Origin of the sequence: Clostridium sp. CF012 (assembly GCF_018861755.1) — a bacterium.
Taxonomy (GTDB): Bacteria; Bacillota; Clostridia; order Clostridiales; family Clostridiaceae; genus Clostridium_AD.
In genome coordinates this window covers 1-21,925 of record NZ_JAHLEF010000018.1, presented here as the reverse complement: position 1 = coordinate 21,925, position 21,925 = coordinate 1, and the positions used below count along the sequence as shown (strand labels likewise).

Here is a 21,925-nt window from a genome sequence, read left to right as displayed (position 1 = left end):
CCTTTTTTTCAAAACTTATTTAAAAAAATTGAAAAATGAAATTCCTCTCTTTATAGGTTCTAATTCTAAAAATTCCATAGTGGATACCTTATTAACAATATTAGTTTGATTTTCTAAAATCCAGTTATAGGCAGCTTCATTTGTCCCTTTTACTTTTTCATAGGCTACTTTTAGCCTAGTTTTCCTACTTGTAATATTATGCCCATCACTACCCAAAATATGTATCATATTCCTTTTTACAAAGGATTCAGCAGTTTTTTTCACTTCTTTCCCATAGTCCCCCAAGAGGCTTCCTGCATTAATTTGCATTAATACGCCTTGCTCAATTAAATTAATAATCAAATCATGATTTTTCATAATTTTAACATTTCTCTCAGGATGGGCTAATATGGGCCTGGCTCCAAGTAACTTTAATTCATAAAACACATTTTCAGTGTACATAGGAAATTGCCCCATAGGAAGCTCAATAAGTAAATATTCTGAGTCATTAATCCCCCAAATTTTCTTTTCTTTATAGAGTTTTGGCAAGTTGGGATGCATATAAATTTCTAGTCCTGATAATATTTTAATTTTTAAATTTTCCTCCCTACAGGCTAGAACTAATCTATTTAGTTTTTCAATATATTTTTCTCTATTAATTTCAAATTCTTCAGTTATAAAATGAGGAGTTGCACAAATATATTCTACCCCTTCACTCTCTGAAATCTTCACCATCTCAAGAGACATATCTAAGTTTTTTGCTCCATCATCAATTCCATGGATTATATGACTGTGAAAATCTATCATAAATTTACACCTTCTAAAATAACAATTTTATTTTTCATAATACCCTGTGTAATATTTTCCATAATAACCACTTACAGCTTCTGGTACTTTATTAAACACAATTCCTATTACTTTTCCACCAACCTTATCAATCAACTCTTTCGCATCTACCATAGCATTTTTTTGGGCTTCCCCGTAAGAAGCTACAAAAATTACACCGTCCGATATTGTCGACAAAATTTGTGCATCCGTTACTGCAAGTACTGGTGGTGCATCAATAAGAACCATATCAAATTCGTTTTTTAAGTCTTCAATAAAATCGCGCATTTTTTTAGTTCCTAACAGTTCTGCTGGATTTGGGGGAATAGGTCCACTTGTCAATATAAAAAGATTTTCAACATTGGACTCCACCATACATTCTTCTTTTTTTATATTTTGGACTAATACATTTGTAAGTCCCATAGAATTGGTAACTCCCATTTTTTTATGTATTGAAGGTTTTCTTAAATCGCAATCTATAAGAATAACCCTTTTTCCACTTTCAGCCATAGTAATAGCTAAATTTGCCATTACTGTTGATTTACCCTCTCCAGAACCAGCGGAAGTAACTAATATAGATTTAAGCTCTGTATCTAAGGAAGAGAATTGAATATTTGTTCTTAATGTTCTAAAGGCTTCTGCGGATCTAGATTTTGGATTTTTTAATGCTATTAAATTTTCTAACATATTCTCACTCTCCTATCGTTTATCTTCAGTTAATGGAATAATTCCTATAACAGGTATTCCAGTTAGTTTTTCTATGTCTTCTTGACTTTTTACAGTGTTATCTAGGTATTCTAGCAAAAATGATATACCTAGTGATACCATAAGTCCAATGAAAAACGCAATTGCCATATTTAACTTAGGGTTCGGACTATCTGGCGCTATTGGTAATTGTGCTTCATCTAAAAGTTGAACATTATCTGCTTTTTTCACATCATTGCTTACAAATTTTAATGATTTAGCAAACTGATTAGCAATGTTCATAGCTTCTTTAGGATTCTTAGATTTAACTGTTATAGTTAAAAACTCGGTATCTCCTTTTGGTTCTACTGATACCATTGCTTGAAGTTCACTAGGTTCTATATTTAGTTTTAGTGCTGCAATAACATGTTCTGAAACCTTTCTTGATTTAGTAAACTCACTATAGGTTTTAACTAATTTTTGATACATAAGTACATCATTCATGCTAGCTTGTGGTACTTCAGCTTTATTTTCTATTTTTCCAATTATTACTGATATATCAGCCTTATAAGTAGGTTTAATAACGAAATAACTTAAAACTCCGCTAAGTACCGTGGCTCCTATTGTAATTAAAATCACCAATAGTATTCTCTTTTTTAGTATAATAAAGTACTCCGTCAATTCCATTATTTACCCTCCGTCAATAGCTTTTCTAACTGAATTACAATTTCATCTAGTGGATCTATTTTTTCAGCAATGTCTAAATGTATTCTTGCCTGATCAAAGTCTTTAACATTTATATAACACATAATAAGATTTGTACATACTTCTATGGATTTTGTAACTTCAAATGCCTCTCTAAAATATCTTATGGCAAGCTCGTAATTTTCAAGACATGCATAGTTAATTCCATACTCAATTACTACCTCGATTAAATCACTTTCAATTGCTACTGCTTCATTCAAATAGTATATAGCCTTCTCGTAATTTTGTAGAATTCTATAGGCTACAGCACTGTGGTAATATATATCTGGTCTGTCTCCTAATTGTTCCATTAGTGGTATTAGAATTTGGAGTGCAGCCTTAGGACTGGTGGGTATTAGCTCCTTTGCCTTTTGGAAACTTGTTATAGTTTTTAAATTGCCTTTAAGTTCAAGTACCTCTGCTGTTAGTTCTCCACCACTTGCAACATATTTATTTAAAGATATTAATGCTACATCATGTTCCATATCACTATTAAAAACTAATGACTCATATAGGTATGGATTACTGTAATTTGTGATTTTTTTAGCCTTTTCTATAAGTTTTAGTTGTTCCTGCTTGAACATAATATTAGTGGCTCTTAATCTATCCACTAACAGAAAAATCTTATCATAATTTTCACTATTTTCTTCTATAGTTAATAGCCCTTTTAAAATAATATATGCTTCTTCATAATTTTCATTTTGAATTTCTTTGAAAATCACGCCCTTAATAAATCCTGTTGAATTTGGAATGTTATTTATGATTTTTTTATAATCGTCAGTATATTTAAAGTGTTCATCTGCTCCTAGAACATAAAACATTCCTTCTATAAATAGATTAACTGGTATATTATCAAAATCCTCTTTTTTCTTTACTTTTTCTATTATCTCATTCGTTCTCACTGGGAAGTATATGTCCTCCAAAATGACATATTCATTGATTTTGCTATTCTTCTTAATCTCTAAAAAAAGAAGCGCTGATAATTTTTCTGAAAAATATGTTTTTATGTCCATGATTACACCTTCCTACTAGTCTTAAATATTTATGCTACAAGTATCAATCTTAATGATAGTATACTGATGATAATTTGTAAACCATACTATTGGGAATTATGGTCCAAAATTAATGAACAGTTCTTAAATTTTACATGCTTCATCAATTATTAACATGACATTTTCTTTGAGCTGAATTATTTTTTTAGATGTATTTTCTAGTGAATTTCCTTTAACAGATATATAAATTTTCATTTTTGGTTCCGTTCCAGAGGGTCTAACTACAAACCAAGAACCATCCTCTAAAACAAACTTTAAAACATTTGATTTCGGAAGATCTATTATTTTCTGGCTGTGATCTATTAAGTCCACTTGCAAACTAGCTCTATAGTCCATTTTTTTTATAATTTTATTATTACCTAGGTTGTCCTTCATTGAAGACCTTAAATGTTCTAATATATCACTTGTTTTTTCTGCACCATCTTTTCCTTTTAGCTCTATTGAAACCAGTGCTTCCTCATAGTATCCATGTTCACTGTAGATGTCCATAAGTGCATCATACAAACTCATGCCTTTATTCTTATAGTAAAGTGTCATTTCACAAATTAGCATTGCTGCTATAACTGCATCTTTATCACGTACAAAATTTCCAGCTAAATAGCCAAAACTTTCCTCAAACCCAAATATAAATTCTTTTTCACCCGTAAGTTCAAATTCTTTAATTTTTTCTCCAATATATTTAAATCCTGTTAGCACATCTACTACTTCAACATTATATTTTTTACCAATGGCCTCTACCATATCGGTAGTAACAATTGTCTTTAATATCACGCCATTTTTAGGCAATTCACTATTTCCACACAATGAATTTAAAATATAATTACATAATAACACGCCTGTCTGGTTTCCTGTAAGAACCTTGTATTGCCCCTTTTTATCTTTGACTACTACTCCAATTCGATCACAATCGGGGTCTGTGCCAAAAATTATGTCTGGATTAAGGTCTTTTGCCATTTCAAGAGCTAATGCAAATACCTTTGGATCCTCGGGATTAGGGTATGGCGCTGTTGGAAAATCTCCATTTGGCAATTCTTGTTCTTTCACTACAAAACAGCTATCATAACCGAGTTCACTTAAAACCCTTCTCACAGGTAGATTTCCAGAGCCATGAATAGGAGTGTAAATTATTTTTAAATCCTTGGCACTTTTCGCAACTAAGTCTTTTCTCACAGTTAAATTTTTAACCTTCTCAATATATGATAAATAAAGGTTTTCTCCAATGATCTTTAACATTCCATTTGCTTTTGCACTGCAAATCTCCATAGTTTTCACTTTTGAAAAATCTTTTATGCCTTTTGCACAGGTTATAATTTCAGTTGCCACTTCATCAGTAACTTGTCCACCATCATCTCCGTAAACCTTATATCCATTATACTCTTTAGGGTTATGTGATGCAGTGATAACAATACCCGCTTTACTTTTTAGTGTGCGAACAGCATAAGATAAAATTGGTGTTGGTGTTAACTTCTCAAATAAATTAACAAAAATACCATTAGCACATAGAGTTTTTGCAGTTGCTTCTGCAAATTCCTTTGACATATGTCTTGAATCATAGGCTATGCTAACCGATATATCCCCCGTATATTTTGAGTTTAAGTAGTCAGCTAGACCTTGAGTAGCTTTACCTATAGTGTGTATATTCATTCTATTGGTTCCTGCACCTATTACTCCTCTTAGTCCTCCAGTACCAAACTCTAAATCTTTGTAAAATCTATCTTCAATTTCTTTTTCATCTACTAACTGCTCTAACTCACTCTTTAATTCCAAATCTATGGAATTAGCATTAATCCAACTATTATACCTTTCTTTGTAAGTCATATTTTACCCTCCTTGTATTCCTGTAGATCAAATAACAATTGTTATCCTCCTAGCTATTACTGCTTGGTTTCCTCACAATTTATAATTATTCTCTCACATTATATTATCATACCATTACAAATAGAAGTGACTTTTTATCAATAACCTATATTTTACATTCTCTATTGGTTACAATATTAATTATGGATAAACCTACACAATATAGTTAATAATTTGTTTTTATTTAAACTTATTATTGCATTTGCATATTTTATCCTTTATAATTATTAATTGTTTGAATGAATATATTATAAAAGTTAATTTTATATGTTTGGAACATTCAAATAAGTAGATTAGTATATTTAATCCATATTTATTTGAATGTGCCATAGAATAAATTCTTTTGAAAGGGGTGTATAAATTGTATAGATTAAATCAAAATGAAACTCCGTTGTTTGATGCCCTAATGGAATATGTTAACAGAGATACATTGCCGCTGCACGTACCTGGGCATAAAAAAGGGTTAGGTGCTGATGAACAATTTAGAAATTTTATGGGGGAAAATCCTTTTAAAATTGACGTTACAGTTTTTAAACTTGTTGATTCTTTCCACCACCCAACTGGACCTATTAAAAAGGCTCAAGAATTAGCAGCGGATGCTTATGGTGCTGATGCTTCCTTTTTCTCAGTTCATGGAACTTCAGGTGCTATTCAAGCTATGATTATGTCTGTAGTTGGATCTGGTGAAAAAATAATTGTGCCTAGAAATGTTCACAAATCTATAACCGGTGGTATAATACTCGCAGGTGCTGTCCCAGTTTATATGCAACCAGAACTAGATAAAAAAATTGGTGTCGCTCACGGAGTTTCTCCAGAGACAGTAGAAGCGACCTTAAAGGAAAATCCTGATGCAAAAGCTGTACTTATAATTAATCCAACATATTATGGAGTTTCAACTGATATTAAGAGCATTGCAGATATTGTTCACGAATATGATATACCCCTTATAGTAGATGAAGCTCATGGGCCTCACCTTAAATTTAATGAAAGATTGCCAATGTCTGCAATGGAAGCTGGTGCAGATATATGTTGTCAAAGCACTCATAAAATTATAGGATCATTAACTCAGAGCTCTATGCTCCATGTTAACTCAACCCTTGTTAACCCGGCTAGAGTTAAACAACTAATAAACTTAATGCACACAACTTCACCTTCCTATATACTAATGGCTTCATTAGATTGTGCTAGGCGACAAATTGCATTAGATGGCAATGAGCTTTTAGAGAAAACTATTGATTTATCTAATTATGTAAGAAGTGAAGTAAACAAAATCCCCGGACTTTATTGTTTTGGAGAAGAGGTTTTAGATGGTTTTGGAGCTTTCGATATTGACCCAACTAAAATCACGATAACGTGTAGAGATTTAGGTATAACAGGTTATGACTTAGATATGATACTTTCTAACAAATATCATATACAAATGGAATTATCTGATCTTTATAACATATTAGCAGTTGGTTCCTTTGGTGATACTGAAGAGGGAATGGAGAAGTTACTTACTGCTTTAAGAGAAATAAGCAATGAATACTATGGTAAAGGTACAAAAAAATCTGATTTTATTGATATTCCTAGTATTCCAGAGCAAGTTCAAATTCCTCGTGAGGCTTTCAACAGTGTAAATACTGCTGTAGAAATTAAAAAGAGCGTTGGTATGATAAGTGGAGAATTTTTAATGGCTTACCCACCAGGTATTCCAATACTATGCCCTGGCGAGAGAATAACTCAAGAGATTATAGAATATGTTGAGAAATTAAAAGCAACTGGATTATACGTTCAAGGAACTGAAGATCCAGAAGTTGAATATATAAAAGTTGTTAGAGAAGAAGATGCTGTCTATATAACTGTTGAATAGAAATAAAAAGGACTCCAAATTAATTGGAGTTCTTTTTGCTTCTATTCAATTTTACTCTATAATCAATATTTTCTTTTTCAATAGTGCCCAAGTACTTAAAGTATTCAGTATCTGATTTTTTACTTATGATTTCACAAGTTTCAACCAATTTATTAAAATATCCCATCATATAACTTATCTTCATTAGTGGTCTAGTTATTTTATAGTTAAACCTAATGGACATCTGTTTGCTCTTTTTTTCTGCAGTTCTTTTAATGTTTGAATAGCAGCCCCTTGCAGAATCTATCAATTTTATCTTTTGTAAATTTACGCTTAAGGCCTCTCTATATATGGGTAATAGTTCTTCCAGCATATGCGCATTAAAATATTTTTTTTCTGTCTTATATTTTTCTGATTTATCCATGAGTTGTTTTAACACTTCGTTATTTCTTTTTCTAATAGTGGGCAATTTAAAAACAACTTGTTTCACTTGTTCTGAGTCCACAATTCCTTCTTTAGTTAAGAAATCTAAACCCTCCACCATTAATTTATGATCCTTATTATCCTTTTCAATTGCAACATCATCTTGAAGTGCATTCACAATGCAGATTCTACTTTCTGTATTATAAAACACCTCTGAAAAATAGGCTAATTTTGCTAATCTTTCTTGAAGTGATTTTTCAGTTACTATTTCATTTTTTTCATTAATATAAAGATATCCCAAATTTTCTTTTCGAAAATTATTAAACATTTTTTTAGAAAATGTAATTTCTCTATATAATATATTATTGTATTCCAAAGCGTCAAATATCTTAACTACCTCGCCTCTCTTAGTATATTGTTTTATATGCTCTAATATTTTTTTAGATGCTAGTGAGTATATTGGCATTTTAATTCCTCCCTGTCGTTCTTTGGGGAACAAAACAAATATTAATTGTTTTGTTTCTTGATACAGTCTTTATTTATATTATAACAAATTTTTAGAAATATCCTACAAAAATATACTATATTCTACTTAGTGTGCTATTTTTAATATATATTTTACATTAATCACTGTGTTACAATGAAAAATAAGAAATAAGAGCTCTAACACAAAGCCCCTATTTCTTATTAAAATTCTCTAAAATTCAACAGTTAATTACCTAATATTCATACCTGCACTAAATGCCTTCTTATTTATTTCTATAGCTTTTGGAGGCACTATATCACTAATAACTTCCTCCCAATTTATGCTTTCTAATTTAAGCACTTTGATTAAAGCTCCGAGTAGAACTACATTTTGAGCTTTAATATTTCCAAGACTTTTAGCAATTTCAGCTGCATTAACAATTACTATATTTTCAACTACTTCAGTTAATCTTTCATTTACATTCTCCGGATATTTTTCTTTACCTGTTAAAACTGGTACTGGATGTATTTCATAATCATTAATGACAACATGACCGTCTTTCTTTAAATAAGGTAAGTATCTAGCTGCTTCACTTTTTTCAAAGGACACTATTACATCTACTTTACCCTTTTCAATTAGTGGAGAATAAATTTTTTCTCCAAACCTTACTTGTGTAGTAACACTTCCACCTCTTTGAGCCATACCATGAACTTCAGACATTTTTACATCATATCCACTTTTTAAAAGTCCTTCTGTCAATATTTTAGATGCTAGAATAGTTCCTTGTCCACCTACACCTACAAATAATACGTTTTTACTTTCGCGCATAATTATTCACCAACCTTTTCTATAGCTTTAAATGGGCATACTTGTTTGCATAATCCACATCCATTACACATGGAACTATCAATACTTATAACTCCATCTCGGAATCTTAATGCCGGGCAACCTGTTTTTAAACAAGTCTTACACTTTTTACATTTTTCTTGATCAATAACACATTTAATTCCTGCTCTAGCTTTAAGTACATCTTTAATTAATGCACAAGGTTGTTTTGTTATGATTACAAATGGCTCTGTACTATCATGTGCTTCTTTTACTGCCTTTTTAGTTTCCTCCAGTTTATATGGATCGACTACTCTTATATTTTCTGGTTTAATACCACATGCAAGAACTAATTTTTCAATATCAATCATTGGTGCAGGAGTTCCTTGAAGGGTTTTTCCTGTACCAGGATTTTCTTGATGTCCTGTCATACCAGTAATTCTATTATCTAAAATACAAGTAACTATTGGAGTATTATTATATACTGTATTAATTAGCCCTGTTATCCCTGAATGGAAGAAAGTTGAGTCTCCAATAAAAGCAAAAACTTTTTTATCATCTCTATTTGCAACCATATTGGCTCTTTCAATACCTGTGCCTGCAGAAATTGAAGCTCCCATACATATAACTGTATCTGTTACATTAAGAGGGTCTACCATTCCCAATGTATAGCAGCCTATGTCACCAGATGCTATTACATCTTTGTATTTTGATACTTGATAAAAAATCCCTCTATGTGGGCAACCTGGGCATAATACTGGCGGTCTTGAAGGTGCTTGTACATCAGTTTTATAAGTGATGTTATTAACTTCACCTAAGATAGCTTTTCGTATTATGTCAGGATTTAATTCATCACAAATTGGAATTATTTCTTTTCCTATGCACATTATCCCCATTGCTTTTATTTCAGTTTCCATATAAGGGTCATTCTCTTCTATTATATATAGCTTTTCAACCTTACTTGCAAATTCCTTAATCATCTCATCTGGAAGAGGATAACTCATCCCAATTTTTAAATAAGATGCATTATCTCCAAAAACTTCTTTAGAGTATTGATAAGAAATACCACTTGTAATTATCCCTATTTTAGTATTACCAATTTCCATTCTATTTAAAGGCGATGTATTAGAGTATTGTCTTAGTGCTTCTAATCTTTCTTCTACTTCGTAATGCTTAGCTTTTGAATTTGCTGGTGTCATAATATACTTCTTAATATTCTTTTCGTAGGGTTTAACTTCTACTGATTTTTTTTCTCCAAGCACTATTGAAGATTTCGAGTGGCATACTCTTGTAGTAACCCGAAATAATATAAGAGTATCGAATTTTTCACTAATTTCATAAGCTGCTTTCATATAGTCTAAGCATTCCTGAGAATCAGAGGGTTCCACCATGGCTACTTTAGCATGCGGTGCATAGTACCTATTATCCTGCTCATTTTGAGATGAATGCATTCCGGGGTCATCTGCTGTTACCACAACAAATCCTCCGTTAACGCCTTCATAAGCCATTGTAAATAATGGGTCAGCAGCTACATTTAATCCTACATGCTTCATGGTAGTGAGTGCTCGCGCTCCTCCTATAGATGCACCGGATGCAACTTCAAATGCTACTTTTTCATTAGTGCCCCATTCTGCATAAACGCCTTCATATTTTGCGAGATTTTCAAGTATTTCTGTACTAGGAGTTCCTGGATAAGCTGAAGCTATATGGCATCCAGCTTCATAAGCGCCTCTTGCAATGGCCTCATTGCCTGACATTATTACTTTTTTCATATATTATATCCCCCTTTATATTCCTTATATGCACTTAACAACTTTTATACTACCACTGCTCCAAGAGCTATAGAGTATAATTTTGATTTTGCACTATCCGCCCTGGAAACCAATACTACTGGACATTTTGCTCCTACTATAATTCCTGCACTTTCCGCCTTGGCAAAGTACGTAAGAGATTTACCTAAAAAATTTCCAGCCTCTATATTTGGTACAAGTAAAATGTCACTATCACCAGCTACATCGCTTATAATACCTTTATGCTCTGCAGCTTCCTTTGAGATTGCGTTATCTAGCCCCAACGGACCATCAATTAAGCAACCCTTTATTTGTCCTCTTTTATTCATTAAGGATAGTGCCGCAGCATCTAGTGTTGCCTGCATTGATGCATTCACAACTTCAACTGCGCAAATAGGTGCAACCTTTGGAATATCTATTTGCAGGGCATGTGCTACTTCCACTGCATTATTAATTATTTCAATTTTTTCTTTAAGTTCAGGGCATGTGACCATACCTCCATCGGTTAAAAACAATAATTTATGGTAAGTAGGTACATCATAGACCATAACATGTGATAAAAGTCCCTTGCCTCTTAAATTAGCCTCCTTGTTTAGCACTGCTTTTAATAAGTCGGAAGTACCAAGCATCCCCTTCATTATGAAATGAGCCTCACCACTGGATACAAGTTCTACAGCTTTTGCTGCGGCTTTTATGATGTTTTTCTCATTTACTATTCTAATATTTTCAAGACTTAAATTTTCATGTAGTGCAATTTCAACTATTTTATCCTCATCACCAACTAATATGGCATCAATGATTTGTAGTTTAACGGCTTCTACCACCGCCTTTAAAACTATGTTATCTTGCGCTACAGCTACTGATAATATTTTTTTATCTTTGCCTATAGCAAGTTCAATTAACTCATCAAGTCTTTTAATCATGATCTAACCCCTTTCTCTTAACATACATAATGCTAGTTGTGCACTATTATTAATTATAAATCATAGTACAATTGAAATTCTATAGGTGATGGAACAGGAATTACTTTATTAATTTCTTTTTCATATTTGAACTTAATCCAAGTATTAATGAAATGTTCATCAAATACTCCACCTTTTAATAAGAAGCCACAATCTTTTCTAAGTTCCTCAAGTGCTTCATCTAAAGACTTTGGTAATGCCTCGATTTTATCCTGTTCTTCCTTGGGTAAATTAAAAACGTTTACATCATATGGTCCATATCCTTCACCAGTTGGATTGATTTTATTTTCTATACCATCAATACCAGCCATAAGTAGTGCAGAATATGCTAAGTATGGATTTGCAGTAGCATCTGATGGTCTAAATTCAAATCTTCTGGCTTCAGGGTCTTGAATATATCCAGGAATTCTTATTACTGCTGTTCTATTTCCTGTAGCAAAGCAAATTGATACTGGTGCTTCAAAACCAGGTACTAATCTCTTATAAGAATTAGTCGATGGGTTAGTAAATGCAAGTAATGCTTTAGCATGCTTTAATATTCCACCAATGAAATATAGAGCAGTATCACTCATTTTAGAGTATCCATTTTCATCATAAAAAAGGCTTTTTCCATTTTTTCTTAAAAGCATATGAACATGCATTCCACTTCCTGCTTCTCCAAACAATGGTTTTGGCATAAAAGTAGCTGTTTTTCCGTGAGCTACTGCTTCATTTTTAATTAGGTATTTTGCCATCATTGTAGCATCAGCCATTTTAGTCATTTTCCCAAGTTCAACTTCTATTTCAAGTTGACCAGCAGACCCTACTTCATGGTGATGATATTTCACAGGAATTCCTGCTTCTTCTAATTTTAAACACATTTCGCTTCTTAGATCATTATTAAGGTCATAAGGTAATCCTAAATGGTAACTCTTTTGGAAAGGTGCTTTATATCCAAAGTTTTCTGTTTTATCATTTGTATTCCATGGTGCTTGCTTAGAATCTATGAAAACCTCTTGATGATGATTTGTAACTTCATAATTTACATGGTCAAATATATAAAATTCAAATTCTGGCCCTATTACATATTCATCAGCTATACCTGCTTCAATCATGTATCTTTCTGCTTTTTCAGCTATAAATCTAGGATCCCCAGAAAATCTTCCTTCATTTTTGCCAAGAGTGTACATATTTGCAATCATACTTAAAGTTGGTATTTTGCAATATGGATCAACAAAGGCTGTAGTCATATCAGGAAGAAATCTCATATCTGAGTCCTCTATAGTTGAATATCCATAACTTGATCCGTCAAAGCCTATTCCTTCAGAAAAAGTCTTTTCTGATAGCCTTTCAACAGGTATTGTTAAATGATTCCATCTGCCTGGTAGTGTTACCACTTTAAAATCTATAAATTTAATATTATTTTCCTTTATAAATTCTTGTATTTCATTAATATTACTAAACATTTCTAAGCCCCCCTGTTTCTTTATTGGAAATTTTTTAATATTCATAATTTTAGTATAATACATGATTTTCTTTTGTCAATTCAACCTGCTAAAGGAATTAGAATAAATCAAAAAAAGCCACAATATTTCAGCGGCTTTTGAGGAATATTTAATATAAAATTCTTTCTTTGATACTTTTTATGGAATTACATCCTGTAAGTACCATAGCTGATTTTAATTCACTTTTCAAGAAATCTATGTATGATTTTACACCTTCTGCCTTGCCTCCAAAGGATGCCACCACAATTGGCCTACCAATAAGCACAGCGTCTGCACCTAATGCTAGCATTTTAAGTATATCTGCACCACTTCTAACTCCGCCATCAGCTAAAATAGTTATTTTTCCATTAACCTCTTCCACAATTTCTTTTAGGACATCTGCTACACCCGGAGTTTGGTCTAATACTCTTCCTCCATGGTTTGACACTACAATTGCAGCTACGCCTGCTTGTACTGCAAGTTTTGCTTCATCTGCTGTCATTATTCCCTTAAGAATAAATGGAAGATTCGTTGATGCAACAATTTCTTTAATCTCTTCTACGTTTTTTGGCATAACTGGTTTACCAGCAAGGGCCAAGGTAATAAGGCCGCAAGCATCTATATCCATACCTATTGCAAAGGCGCCAGATTTTTCTGCTAGTTTAATTTTTTCTATAACATTAGCATTTTCCCAAGGTTTTATGATTACAATTCCATTTCCACCTTGTTTTTCTAATTGCTCAAGATTAGTTGTAAGAAAAGAATCTTCAGCAGTATCTCCAACCATTGGGAAAATCCCGCCTGCGAGGCATCCACTAATAACCCAAGATATATACTCTTCTTCAGTAAATTTACCACCCATATTTAAGGTTGTACCTGATACTGGAGCTGCAAACACAGGCATATCCATTTTTCTCCCAAATAGTTCCGTTGAGGTATCAGGATTTTTCGCATCATGTATGGTTCTCATATTAAGTTTATAAGCTTTAAGTGCCTCTATATTAATTTTAAAAGCATCTCCAGTTCCTTTTCCACCCATTCCAGGTACCTCGCCAGCGCAAGCTACTCCATTGCATATAGGGCAAACTCTACAGCTTTTGTTTAAATTGCCCCTAGCTTCTTTTAAAACATCTTTATAATTCATATCTTATTTCCCCCTTAGTCAAATTTTATTCCATCTAAATTTTCCTCTGTATAAACACTTATGCCTTTGGATAATAATAATTCCGCAGTAACTCCATTACCAGGTCTTTTACTTCCACTAAAAGTCCCATCGTATATTTGCGATGCACCGCAAGATGGGCTTCTTGCTTTTAGTATAGCGATACTAGCGGAAGCTGCTTGTGCTATTTTTAGTGTTTCATAAGCACCTTTTATAAACTTTGAAGTTACATCATCACCTTCATTTGGACCAAGAATTCTGGCTTTGCCTATTAATACATCAGCGCCATTTCCATTTATAATCTCGTGAGGAGCCCTAGGCGTTTCCTGTCCGCCTAATTGTTCTGGACAAATAGGTATTGCTTTTCCTTCTTGCAAAAGCTTAAGTACTCTCACATCTAAATTATTGCCACCATCATACTTACAATTAATGCCACATAAACATGCACTTACAATAATCATACACTAATCCTCCTTTAGTTACCTGCAAATTGACACGCAACTATTTAAGTTCTACTACAGTAACTCCGCTACCACCTTCACCATAATTTCCCAATCTATAAGTTTTAGCATGACTATGTCTCTTAAGCATATCAGTAATAGTATTTCTTAGAACTCCTGTTCCTTTTCCATGAATAATGGTAATCTCTTTAAGTCCTCCTAAATAAGCATCATCTAAATACTTATCAACAGTATAAATAGCCTCTTGAGCGTCCATCCCTCTTAAATCTACGGAAGTTGAAACATTTTTTAAATTTAGCTTAAGCTCTCGCTTATTAATCTTTGCCTTTTTCTTTTCTTCCTCCGTAACCTTTGATTCTCGCAGATCATCTACTTTAACATTTATCTTCATAATACCTGCTTGAACTTGTACTTCTCCTCTACTATCAGGTTTTGAAATTACAATAACCTTTTGGTCTAGAGATGGTAAATATACCTCTTGACCTTCTTTTACAATCTTCAACTTTTTACCTAAATCATCTTTATTTTTTTCTACATGTTTATCCAAGCTTTCAAGCTTATCTTTTATTTTCGTTCTTTCCTCTTCAAGCTTTTGCCTAGCTTCAGATGGATAACCCAACTTTTCTAGTTCTCTCATATTTTTAAGAATTACATCAGATTCTTCTTTAGCATTTCTTATCAGTCTCTTTGCTTCTCTTTGAGCTTCATACATTGCATTTTCTCTAATATTTTCAAGTTTATATAGTTTTTCCTGATATTTATCCTTTAACTTACTAGCCTCAAGTTTCAATACTTCTGCCAGCCTAGCATCTCTTTCTGCCTTTATGCTCTTTTCTTGTAGACTTTGAACTAATTCTTCAAACTCTAAGGTTTCTTTAGAAATGTTTTCTCTAGCATTTTTAATAATATAATCAGGTAACCCGAGTCTCATGGAAATCTCAAAAGCATTGGATTTTCCTGGCACTCCAATTATTAGTCTGTAAGTAGGGCTTAAGGTGTCCACATTAAATTCTACAGAAGCATTTTCAACCCCTGCGGTTTTTAGTGCATATCCTTTTAATTCACTATAATGTGTAGTTGCAACTACTTTTGTGCCTCTTTCTCTTAAATTTTCTAGAATTGATACAGCAAGAGCTGCTCCCTCTGTGGGATCTGTTCCAGCTCCTAATTCATCAAACAAAGCCAAGGTTTTTTTATCTGCTTTTTCAATTATATTTACTATATTTGTCATATGAGAGGAAAAAGTAGATAAGCTTTGTTCTATGCTTTGCTCATCGCCTATATCTGCAAAAATTTCATTGAAAAAACTTACCATGGAACCATCTCTAGCTGGAATTAAAATTCCGCTCATAGCCATTAACTGGATTAAACCTACGGTTTTTAAAGTTACTGTTTTACCTCCAGTATTGGGTCCTGTTATTACTAGTGATGTAAATCCTCTTCCTAAGTAAATATTACTTGGAACTACTACCTTAGGGTCTATCAAAGGGTGCCTGGCCTCTATTATATCTATTATACCCTCATCATTAACATTCGGGATAATAGCATTAACTTCTATTGCATATCTCGCTTTAGCAAAAATAAAATCTAGTTCCCATACTATATTTGCATTACTTGTAACAATATTTATATTTTCATATACCTTATAGGATAATTCAGCTAAGATTCTTTCAACCTCAGCTTTTTCCTTTAACATGATTTCTTTGATTTCGTTGTTTAAATTCACTAAGCTCATTGGTTCAATGAATAATGTGGCCCCTGAGGAACTCTGGTCATGAACAATACCCGGAACACTACTTTTATGCTCTATTTTAACGGGAATTACATATCGATCTCCTCTTATAGTGTAAAGACTTTCTTGAAGATATTTTGCATTAGATCTAACTAGTGAATTTACCTTTTCTTTTACGGAAGCATTCTTCTCTTTTAGTGATTTTCTTAGACTAAAAAGGAGACTACTAGCCCTATCTGAAATTTCATCATCACTTATTATAGCAATAAAAATTTCATCTTCTAATTTTTTCATTGGAACAATTCCAATGCATATATCCTCTAAGACTCTTGAAGTTTCGCCACCTTTGTTACCAACATAATTCTGAAATAGTCTAGCACACCTAAGCATTTGTGCTATTCTAAGTAGTTGCGTTGGCATAAGTGAAGCCCCTTTAGATGCCCTGTTTATAGCATCACGAACGTCATATATCCCTTCAAAAGGTGCGCTCCCTTTTTTTGATAAAAGTAATAGTGCCTCATTAGTCTCCTGAAGGTGTTCGCGTACTTCATAAATATTGGTGTAAGGTTCTAATTTCTCTATAATATCCTTGCCAGCTGTAGTATGGGTATATTCTTTAATTTTATCTTTAATCTTATAATATTCTAATACTCTTAATGATTTAGTATTCATAGTTTCACCGTCTTTCCTTTATTCCACGCCTCTTTTATAATGGCCCCTAGTATAATTTTTAAAATCTGTGCTCCAAGTTCTTTTTATATAACTTCTTAGAACATCAAGGGTTTCTTCATAATTCTCATGTATAAAATCTAATCTAAAACAGCAGATTTTGTTTTTCATGATTTCTGTCATATTAGAAATCAAATTTACTGGCACATTATTGTAAATATAGCTTCTACAATATTTATCAGTATTAATCCTAAACTCTTCACCCATTCTATCTTTAAGTGAATAAGTTCCATTAGTGCATTTCTCTACGCAAGCGCTATTATCATTTTTGTTACCAAAAACACTTCCTATAGCACAGTATTCACTAACCATAAGCTCATATTTTCCGTAAACCATAATTTGCAGTGGCAAGGAATTTTTAGCTGCTATTTCTTTGATTTCCTTTTGATTAAGCTCTGCACTAATGCATGTTCCCGTAAGGAAATCCTTGTAAAAGTCTCCTGAATAACTATTAAAAGCATTTAATTTATAATCTCCAATTATACTGATTTTTTTGCTAAACCTATTAATTATTCCTAAATTAGCTGTAATAATACCTTTTAATTTGGTTAAATTATTTTCAATAAAGTCACAAACACTTTCGAATTCACCCTTAATAATATTAGGTACTTTCAGATAAATATTTACATCATACTTATTAAAGTTTATGTTACACTCCCTCATAAAAGGGTTTATAGCAATATTATCAAAGCCCATTTCTAGTACTGCTCTTAGCTGCTCCTCATTACTTACATAAATAAGTGTCTCCGGCATAACATTATCTTGCTTATGCAGGGCTTCTAAATTATTCACTTCTATTTGTAAACTCTTCATTTTATCATAATTAATCTGTGTACTGTTTTTTTCTCTTTTATACTTTCCTATTATATGCTTTTGAATATTCTCTGTTAATTCTCGCCTAACTGAATTTAATGCTGCCATTGGCAGGAAGCCGTCTTCAAAGCTTTCAAAGTTCACCTCATTTATTTTGAAAGGAGTGTCTCCTGTTTTGGAGAGATTCTTGATAATACGTTCTCTGTCTAATGGCTTATTAACAGCTGCTTGAACAAGCTCTCCTAGCACATTGAAGTTCTCTCCCATATAACTAGCACTTATACACAGTGGTTTATTTACACTAAAGTCTATTGAGAGATTTAATTCTATCTTCCGCTTAAACGCATCACTATAACTTTTGGAAAGCTCACTCATAAGTTCCACATCGGAAATCTTATATAAAGTGTCTCCGGCTTTAAATTTAGTTGGTTTTAATAAAACCCTATCTCCCATTACTGCTTTTTCAATTTCTATTCCATTCATAATAATTTTTGATATGGCAAACCCATCTTCACCAAACATAACGCCATCTTTTAAAGCCACCTTTTCTAAAAGAGTTACTGACAAATCAGGGGCAACTTTTCCTATTGGAATTCCAGAATTCTTAGGAACCTTATATGCCATCATATCTTTCCCTTTATTGCCATAAAGATACGCCTTTGAAAATCCTTCTCTATTAAACAATTGTGTTAAAATTTTAGTATCCCTATCTAACTTTTGTATTTTATTGTTATAAATGTTGTCTAATGCCCTTCTGTATATCTCCACCACACCTGTTACATATTCTGGTTTTTTCATTCTTCCTTCAATTTTTAATGAAGAAGTCCCGGTCGCTACTATATCTTTTAAGTTATCTAAAGTACAAATATCTTTAGGGCTTAAAATGTATGCCTTATGCTCCCTGTTAGTGTTTTTGTCTATTAGTGTATAAGGTAATCTACAGGGCTGTGCACATCTACCTCTATTTCCACTTCTACCACCTATAATACTACTCATAAGGCACTGTCCTGAATAACATATACATAATGCTCCATGAACAAAAATTTCTGTTTCCACTTTTAGTGTGTTAGATATGTAATCAATTTCTTTTAAACTAAGCTCTCTTGAAAGAACAATTCTTTTAAAGCCCATATTTTTTAAAAATAGTGCAGCTTCACCATTATGAACTGTCATCTGTGTAGACGCATGGAGCTCAAACTCTGGAAAATTATTTCTTATTAAGTATATGAGTCCTGTATCTTGAAGTAATAAAGCATCTACTCCTATGCTATATAAAAATCCTACATACTCCATAATTTCTTTTAATTCATTATCCTTTACTAATGTATTTAATGTAACATATACGCGAACTCCATATAGGTGGCAATAATCTACCGCGCGAGCAATATTCTCATCATCAAAATTAAAAGCATAAGCTCTTGCTGAGAACTTGCTTCCTCCTATATAAACTGCATCTGCGCCCATTTGCACTGCAGCAGTTACGCTTTCCATACTTCCAGCAGGGGCTAGTAATTCAATTTTATCCATTTTCATCTCTCCTATTAAGTGTTCTATGTCTTATTATACAATAAAAGTCGTGATAAATTAAGAAATTATATTATTTTATATTAATATTGCTCATATTTCATACTCATAGACACAATAAAAATAATGGAATATAATAAAAATTAGACTAGCTAACTTCCTGATTTTTTTTTGGGGATGATTAGCCTAAAAAAATTGATTAATGGAGATATAAATATGACAGTAAAAAATAGTATTAGAAATATTGGTATAGTTGCCCATGTAGATGCTGGAAAAACAACTTTAACTGAACAATTACTTTATCAAAGTGGTTCTAGCAGATTTTTAGGCAGCGTAGATAAAGGTACAACCCATACAGATTCTTTAGATATGGAAAAGCAAAGAGGTATTTCAGTAAAAGCTGCTGAAATTGATCTTACTTACAAAAGAACTAGTATCCATGTTATAGATACTCCAGGGCATATTGATTTCAGTTCTGAAGTAGAGAGAAGTATAAGTGTTCTAGATGGAGCTATCGTAGTATTGTCCTCAGTAGAAGGAGTACAACCTCAAACAGAGGTATATTTTAATGCTTTAAAGGAATTAAATACACCTTCAATATTCTTTATAAATAAACTAGATCGTTTGGGAGCATTACCCTCGAAAATTATTGTTGATATGAAAAAGCTTCTTACAAAGGATCTTATACCACTACAACTCGTCTATGAAAAAAATAACGAGTTTATTGTATGCAACCTATTTGATAAGACAAATTACACAAAAAATATATCAGAAATAAAAGAGCTTTCTCACAAACAATTACTTGAAGATATAGTAGATATTCTAGGTAATTGTAATGAAGAAATTTTCAAGGAATTTTTCCAGGGTACTTTAACCTTAGGAATGATAAAAGATGAGATAATGGTGCAAGCTATTAAAGGAAAAATCTACCCTGTGCTATATGGTACTGCACTAAAAGGCGAAGGAATTAAGGAACTGCTGGACGCCATAATGGATTATCTTCCAGGGCCTCAAAATTTAGATGATTCTGAGCTCTCAGCACTGGTATATAAAATCTCTCATAACAAAACCACAGGTAAAATAGCTCATATAAAAATATTTAGTGGATCAATATCTACTAGAGATGATATTTTTAATGTAACAACAGGCAAAAGTGAAAAGATTACTATGATAAAAAAACTGATCAATCAAAAACAAATTGATGTAAAATCAGCTAGCAGCAGTGATTTGGTAATGGTGAGTGGTTTGAATTGTAGCACCTACGATATCCTTGGAAGCAAAACTTATATTCCTAGTCTCCAAACAATTACAACCCCACTTCTCACATTAAGAATATATTCAAAAATTCAAGAAGACTATATAGCTTTAGTTGATGCTTTAACGCTCTTACAAGAGGAAGATCCCCTTCTAAACATGCAATGGATAAAAGAAAAGAAAGAACTTCATATTCGGATTATGGGTAAAATACAAATTGAATATATTGAAGCTACTTTAATGGAAAGATTTAACCTACAGGTTACCTTTGGTCCACCCTCTGTTATCTACAAAGAAACTCCTATAGCAAGTGGATATGGTGAATCTCGTTATACTATGCCCAAACCCTGCTGGGCTATAGTTGAATTTTTAATTGAGCCACTACCAATGGGAACTGGTCTTATCTATGAATCTAAGGTAAGAACTGAAAAAGTAAAGATAAAGTATCAAAGAGAAATAGAAGATAATTTAGATCAAATTCTAAGTCAAGGTATATACGGCTGGCCAGTGACCGATTTAAAGATAACCTTTACGTGCGGTGAAGACCATGTTATGCATTCACGTTCAGGAGACTTTGCCACCTCATCCGCCATGGGCATCATGAGAGGTCTAAATGAAATAGGCACTACACTCCTCGAACCAATAATTAAGTTTAGAATTACTGTACCTGAGGATGTAGGGGGAAGAGTTTTAAATGATATTATAAAAATGCGTGGGAGCTTTGAAACTCCATTTATACACAACGGTACTTTTACAATAGAAGGAAAAATGCCTGTATCCACCTCACTTGAATATCCAGGAGAATTAGGAAGAATTTCCTCAGGGAAAGGAATTATGACAACTGGATTTTTGAGTTATGAGCCTTGCTCCTTAGAAATAGGATCCATAAGAGAAAGAATTGGTGTTAACCCTTTAGATAGAGCTAAATATATACTTTATGTGAGAAATGCATTATAAAAAAGAATCATCCGTCATTTGATACTTAAAATAAAAGCTAATCATTTTTAATTAATCCATGTATTACCATAACAAAGAAAAAACTTCAGTTGGATTTTTAACCTCCTACTGAAGTCCTTAATAGTTGAAAATAATAATAATAGTTTTCAAACTTAAATATTTTTTCTTATATTATGCTAACAAAAGTATATATTGCGCAGAATGCATTTGAGTAAGCCCTAGTAATTCACAATTTATTTTATTTGCAGATGCGTAAAGAAAAATTCATGTCTGAGCGATAGTAAAATGTACCCTATAGAGTAGACGATTTAAAAAAACCTACGCTATAGGGTTTTTCTATGTATAATGGAATAAAGATTAGAGGTGGATAAATGAGCATTAAGGATTTTACA

The 21,925-nt window shown here is 32.5% G+C and carries 16 protein-coding genes; 2 read left to right on the top strand and 14 right to left on the bottom strand.

Annotated elements, in window-relative coordinates; genetic code table 11:
- Positions 1–15: 15 nt before the first annotated feature.
- The 5 genes from KPL50_RS15655 to KPL50_RS15635 all read right to left on the bottom strand — a co-directional run bounded on the left by KPL50_RS15655 (position 16) and on the right by KPL50_RS15635 (position 5,102).
- Positions 16–786 carry a tyrosine-protein phosphatase gene (locus tag KPL50_RS15655; protein WP_216299476.1) on the bottom strand — a complete coding sequence of 257 codons (771 nt, stop codon included), beginning with the start codon at positions 784–786 and terminating at the stop codon, positions 16–18.
- Between the two features lie 27 nt (positions 787–813).
- Positions 814–1,491, bottom strand: a complete 678-nt coding sequence (locus tag KPL50_RS15650; RefSeq protein ID WP_216299475.1) for a CpsD/CapB family tyrosine-protein kinase — start codon at positions 1,489–1,491, stop codon at positions 814–816.
- A gap of 12 nt (positions 1,492–1,503) precedes the next feature.
- Entirely contained in the window at positions 1,504–2,175 is a 672-nt protein-coding gene (locus KPL50_RS15645; RefSeq protein ID WP_216299474.1) for a YveK family protein, read from the bottom strand.
- Positions 2,175–3,245: a lipopolysaccharide assembly protein LapB gene (locus KPL50_RS15640; protein ID WP_216299473.1), complete on the bottom strand. Its 1,071-nt coding sequence runs from the start codon at positions 3,243–3,245 to the stop codon at positions 2,175–2,177. Before KPL50_RS15640 ends, KPL50_RS15645 begins: the two co-directional genes overlap by 1 nt.
- Positions 3,246–3,368: 123 nt before the next feature.
- Entirely contained in the window at positions 3,369–5,102 is a 1,734-nt protein-coding gene (locus KPL50_RS15635; RefSeq protein ID WP_216299472.1) for a phospho-sugar mutase, read from the bottom strand.
- A gap of 400 nt (positions 5,103–5,502) precedes the next feature.
- Between KPL50_RS15635 and KPL50_RS15630 the strand changes: the two genes are divergently transcribed.
- On the top strand, positions 5,503–6,993 hold the full coding sequence (locus KPL50_RS15630; RefSeq protein WP_216299471.1) for an aminotransferase class I/II-fold pyridoxal phosphate-dependent enzyme: 1,491 nt from the start codon (positions 5,503–5,505) through the stop codon (positions 6,991–6,993).
- 19 nt (positions 6,994–7,012) lie between these two features.
- On the opposite strand, the gene KPL50_RS15625 is transcribed toward KPL50_RS15630, so the two are convergent.
- The 9 genes from KPL50_RS15625 to KPL50_RS15585 form a co-directional block, all read right to left on the bottom strand.
- Positions 7,013–7,861 (bottom strand): hypothetical protein, encoded by an 849-nt coding sequence (locus tag KPL50_RS15625; RefSeq protein WP_216299470.1) that lies wholly within the window; start codon positions 7,859–7,861, stop codon positions 7,013–7,015.
- A 249-nt stretch (positions 7,862–8,110) separates the two neighbouring features.
- Positions 8,111–8,689 (bottom strand): indolepyruvate oxidoreductase subunit beta, encoded by a 579-nt coding sequence (locus KPL50_RS15620; RefSeq protein ID WP_216299469.1) that lies wholly within the window; start codon positions 8,687–8,689, stop codon positions 8,111–8,113.
- Between the two features lie 2 nt (positions 8,690–8,691).
- Positions 8,692–10,458 (bottom strand): indolepyruvate ferredoxin oxidoreductase subunit alpha, encoded by a 1,767-nt coding sequence (gene iorA, locus KPL50_RS15615; RefSeq protein ID WP_216299468.1) that lies wholly within the window; start codon positions 10,456–10,458, stop codon positions 8,692–8,694.
- 44 nt (positions 10,459–10,502) lie between these two features.
- Positions 10,503–11,399 (bottom strand): phosphate butyryltransferase, encoded by an 897-nt coding sequence (locus KPL50_RS15610; RefSeq protein ID WP_216299467.1) that lies wholly within the window; start codon positions 11,397–11,399, stop codon positions 10,503–10,505.
- Between the two features lie 53 nt (positions 11,400–11,452).
- Complete coding sequence (gene glnA, locus KPL50_RS15605; protein ID WP_216299466.1) at positions 11,453–12,883, bottom strand: type I glutamate--ammonia ligase; 1,431 nt, start codon at positions 12,881–12,883, stop codon at positions 11,453–11,455.
- A gap of 148 nt (positions 12,884–13,031) precedes the next feature.
- Complete coding sequence (locus KPL50_RS15600) at positions 13,032–14,045, bottom strand: alpha-hydroxy-acid oxidizing protein (RefSeq protein ID WP_216299465.1); 1,014 nt, start codon at positions 14,043–14,045, stop codon at positions 13,032–13,034.
- A 14-nt stretch (positions 14,046–14,059) separates the two neighbouring features.
- Positions 14,060–14,524, bottom strand: a complete 465-nt coding sequence (locus KPL50_RS15595; RefSeq protein WP_216299464.1) for a DUF523 domain-containing protein — start codon at positions 14,522–14,524, stop codon at positions 14,060–14,062.
- Between the two features lie 40 nt (positions 14,525–14,564).
- Positions 14,565–16,928 carry an endonuclease MutS2 gene (locus KPL50_RS15590; protein WP_216299463.1) on the bottom strand — a complete coding sequence of 788 codons (2,364 nt, stop codon included), beginning with the start codon at positions 16,926–16,928 and terminating at the stop codon, positions 14,565–14,567.
- A gap of 18 nt (positions 16,929–16,946) precedes the next feature.
- On the bottom strand, positions 16,947–19,325 hold the full coding sequence (locus KPL50_RS15585; protein WP_216299462.1) for a DUF3656 domain-containing protein: 2,379 nt from the start codon (positions 19,323–19,325) through the stop codon (positions 16,947–16,949).
- Between the two features lie 213 nt (positions 19,326–19,538).
- Between KPL50_RS15585 and KPL50_RS15580 the strand changes: the two genes are divergently transcribed.
- Positions 19,539–21,533, top strand: a complete 1,995-nt coding sequence (locus KPL50_RS15580) for a translation factor GTPase family protein (protein WP_216299461.1) — start codon at positions 19,539–19,541, stop codon at positions 21,531–21,533.
- Positions 21,534–21,925: the final 392 nt, after the last annotated feature.

Excerpts from the sequence above, each read along its gene's own strand:
- KPL50_RS15655 (WP_216299476.1), bottom strand. The coding sequence starts at position 786 with ATGATAGATTTTCACAGTCATATAATCCATGGAATTGATGATGGAGCA.
- KPL50_RS15650 (WP_216299475.1), bottom strand. The coding sequence starts at position 1,491 with ATGTTAGAAAATTTAATAGCATTAAAAAATCCAAAATCTAGATCCGCA.
- KPL50_RS15645 (WP_216299474.1), bottom strand. The coding sequence starts at position 2,175 with ATGGAATTGACGGAGTACTTTATTATACTAAAAAAGAGAATACTATTG.
- KPL50_RS15640 (WP_216299473.1), bottom strand. The coding sequence starts at position 3,245 with ATGGACATAAAAACATATTTTTCAGAAAAATTATCAGCGCTTCTTTTT.
- KPL50_RS15635 (WP_216299472.1), bottom strand. The coding sequence starts at position 5,102 with ATGACTTACAAAGAAAGGTATAATAGTTGGATTAATGCTAATTCCATA.
- KPL50_RS15625 (WP_216299470.1), bottom strand. The coding sequence starts at position 7,861 with ATGCCAATATACTCACTAGCATCTAAAAAAATATTAGAGCATATAAAA.
- KPL50_RS15620 (WP_216299469.1), bottom strand. The coding sequence starts at position 8,689 with ATGCGCGAAAGTAAAAACGTATTATTTGTAGGTGTAGGTGGACAAGGA.
- iorA (WP_216299468.1), bottom strand. The coding sequence starts at position 10,458 with ATGAAAAAAGTAATAATGTCAGGCAATGAGGCCATTGCAAGAGGCGCT.
- KPL50_RS15610 (WP_216299467.1), bottom strand. The coding sequence starts at position 11,399 with ATGATTAAAAGACTTGATGAGTTAATTGAACTTGCTATAGGCAAAGAT.
- glnA (WP_216299466.1), bottom strand. The coding sequence starts at position 12,883 with ATGTTTAGTAATATTAATGAAATACAAGAATTTATAAAGGAAAATAAT.
- KPL50_RS15600 (WP_216299465.1), bottom strand. The coding sequence starts at position 14,045 with ATGAATTATAAAGATGTTTTAAAAGAAGCTAGGGGCAATTTAAACAAA.
- KPL50_RS15595 (WP_216299464.1), bottom strand. The coding sequence starts at position 14,524 with ATGATTATTGTAAGTGCATGTTTATGTGGCATTAATTGTAAGTATGAT.
- KPL50_RS15590 (WP_216299463.1), bottom strand. The coding sequence starts at position 16,928 with ATGAATACTAAATCATTAAGAGTATTAGAATATTATAAGATTAAAGAT.
- KPL50_RS15585 (WP_216299462.1), bottom strand. The coding sequence starts at position 19,325 with ATGGATAAAATTGAATTACTAGCCCCTGCTGGAAGTATGGAAAGCGTA.
- KPL50_RS15580 (WP_216299461.1), top strand. The coding sequence starts at position 19,539 with ATGACAGTAAAAAATAGTATTAGAAATATTGGTATAGTTGCCCATGTA.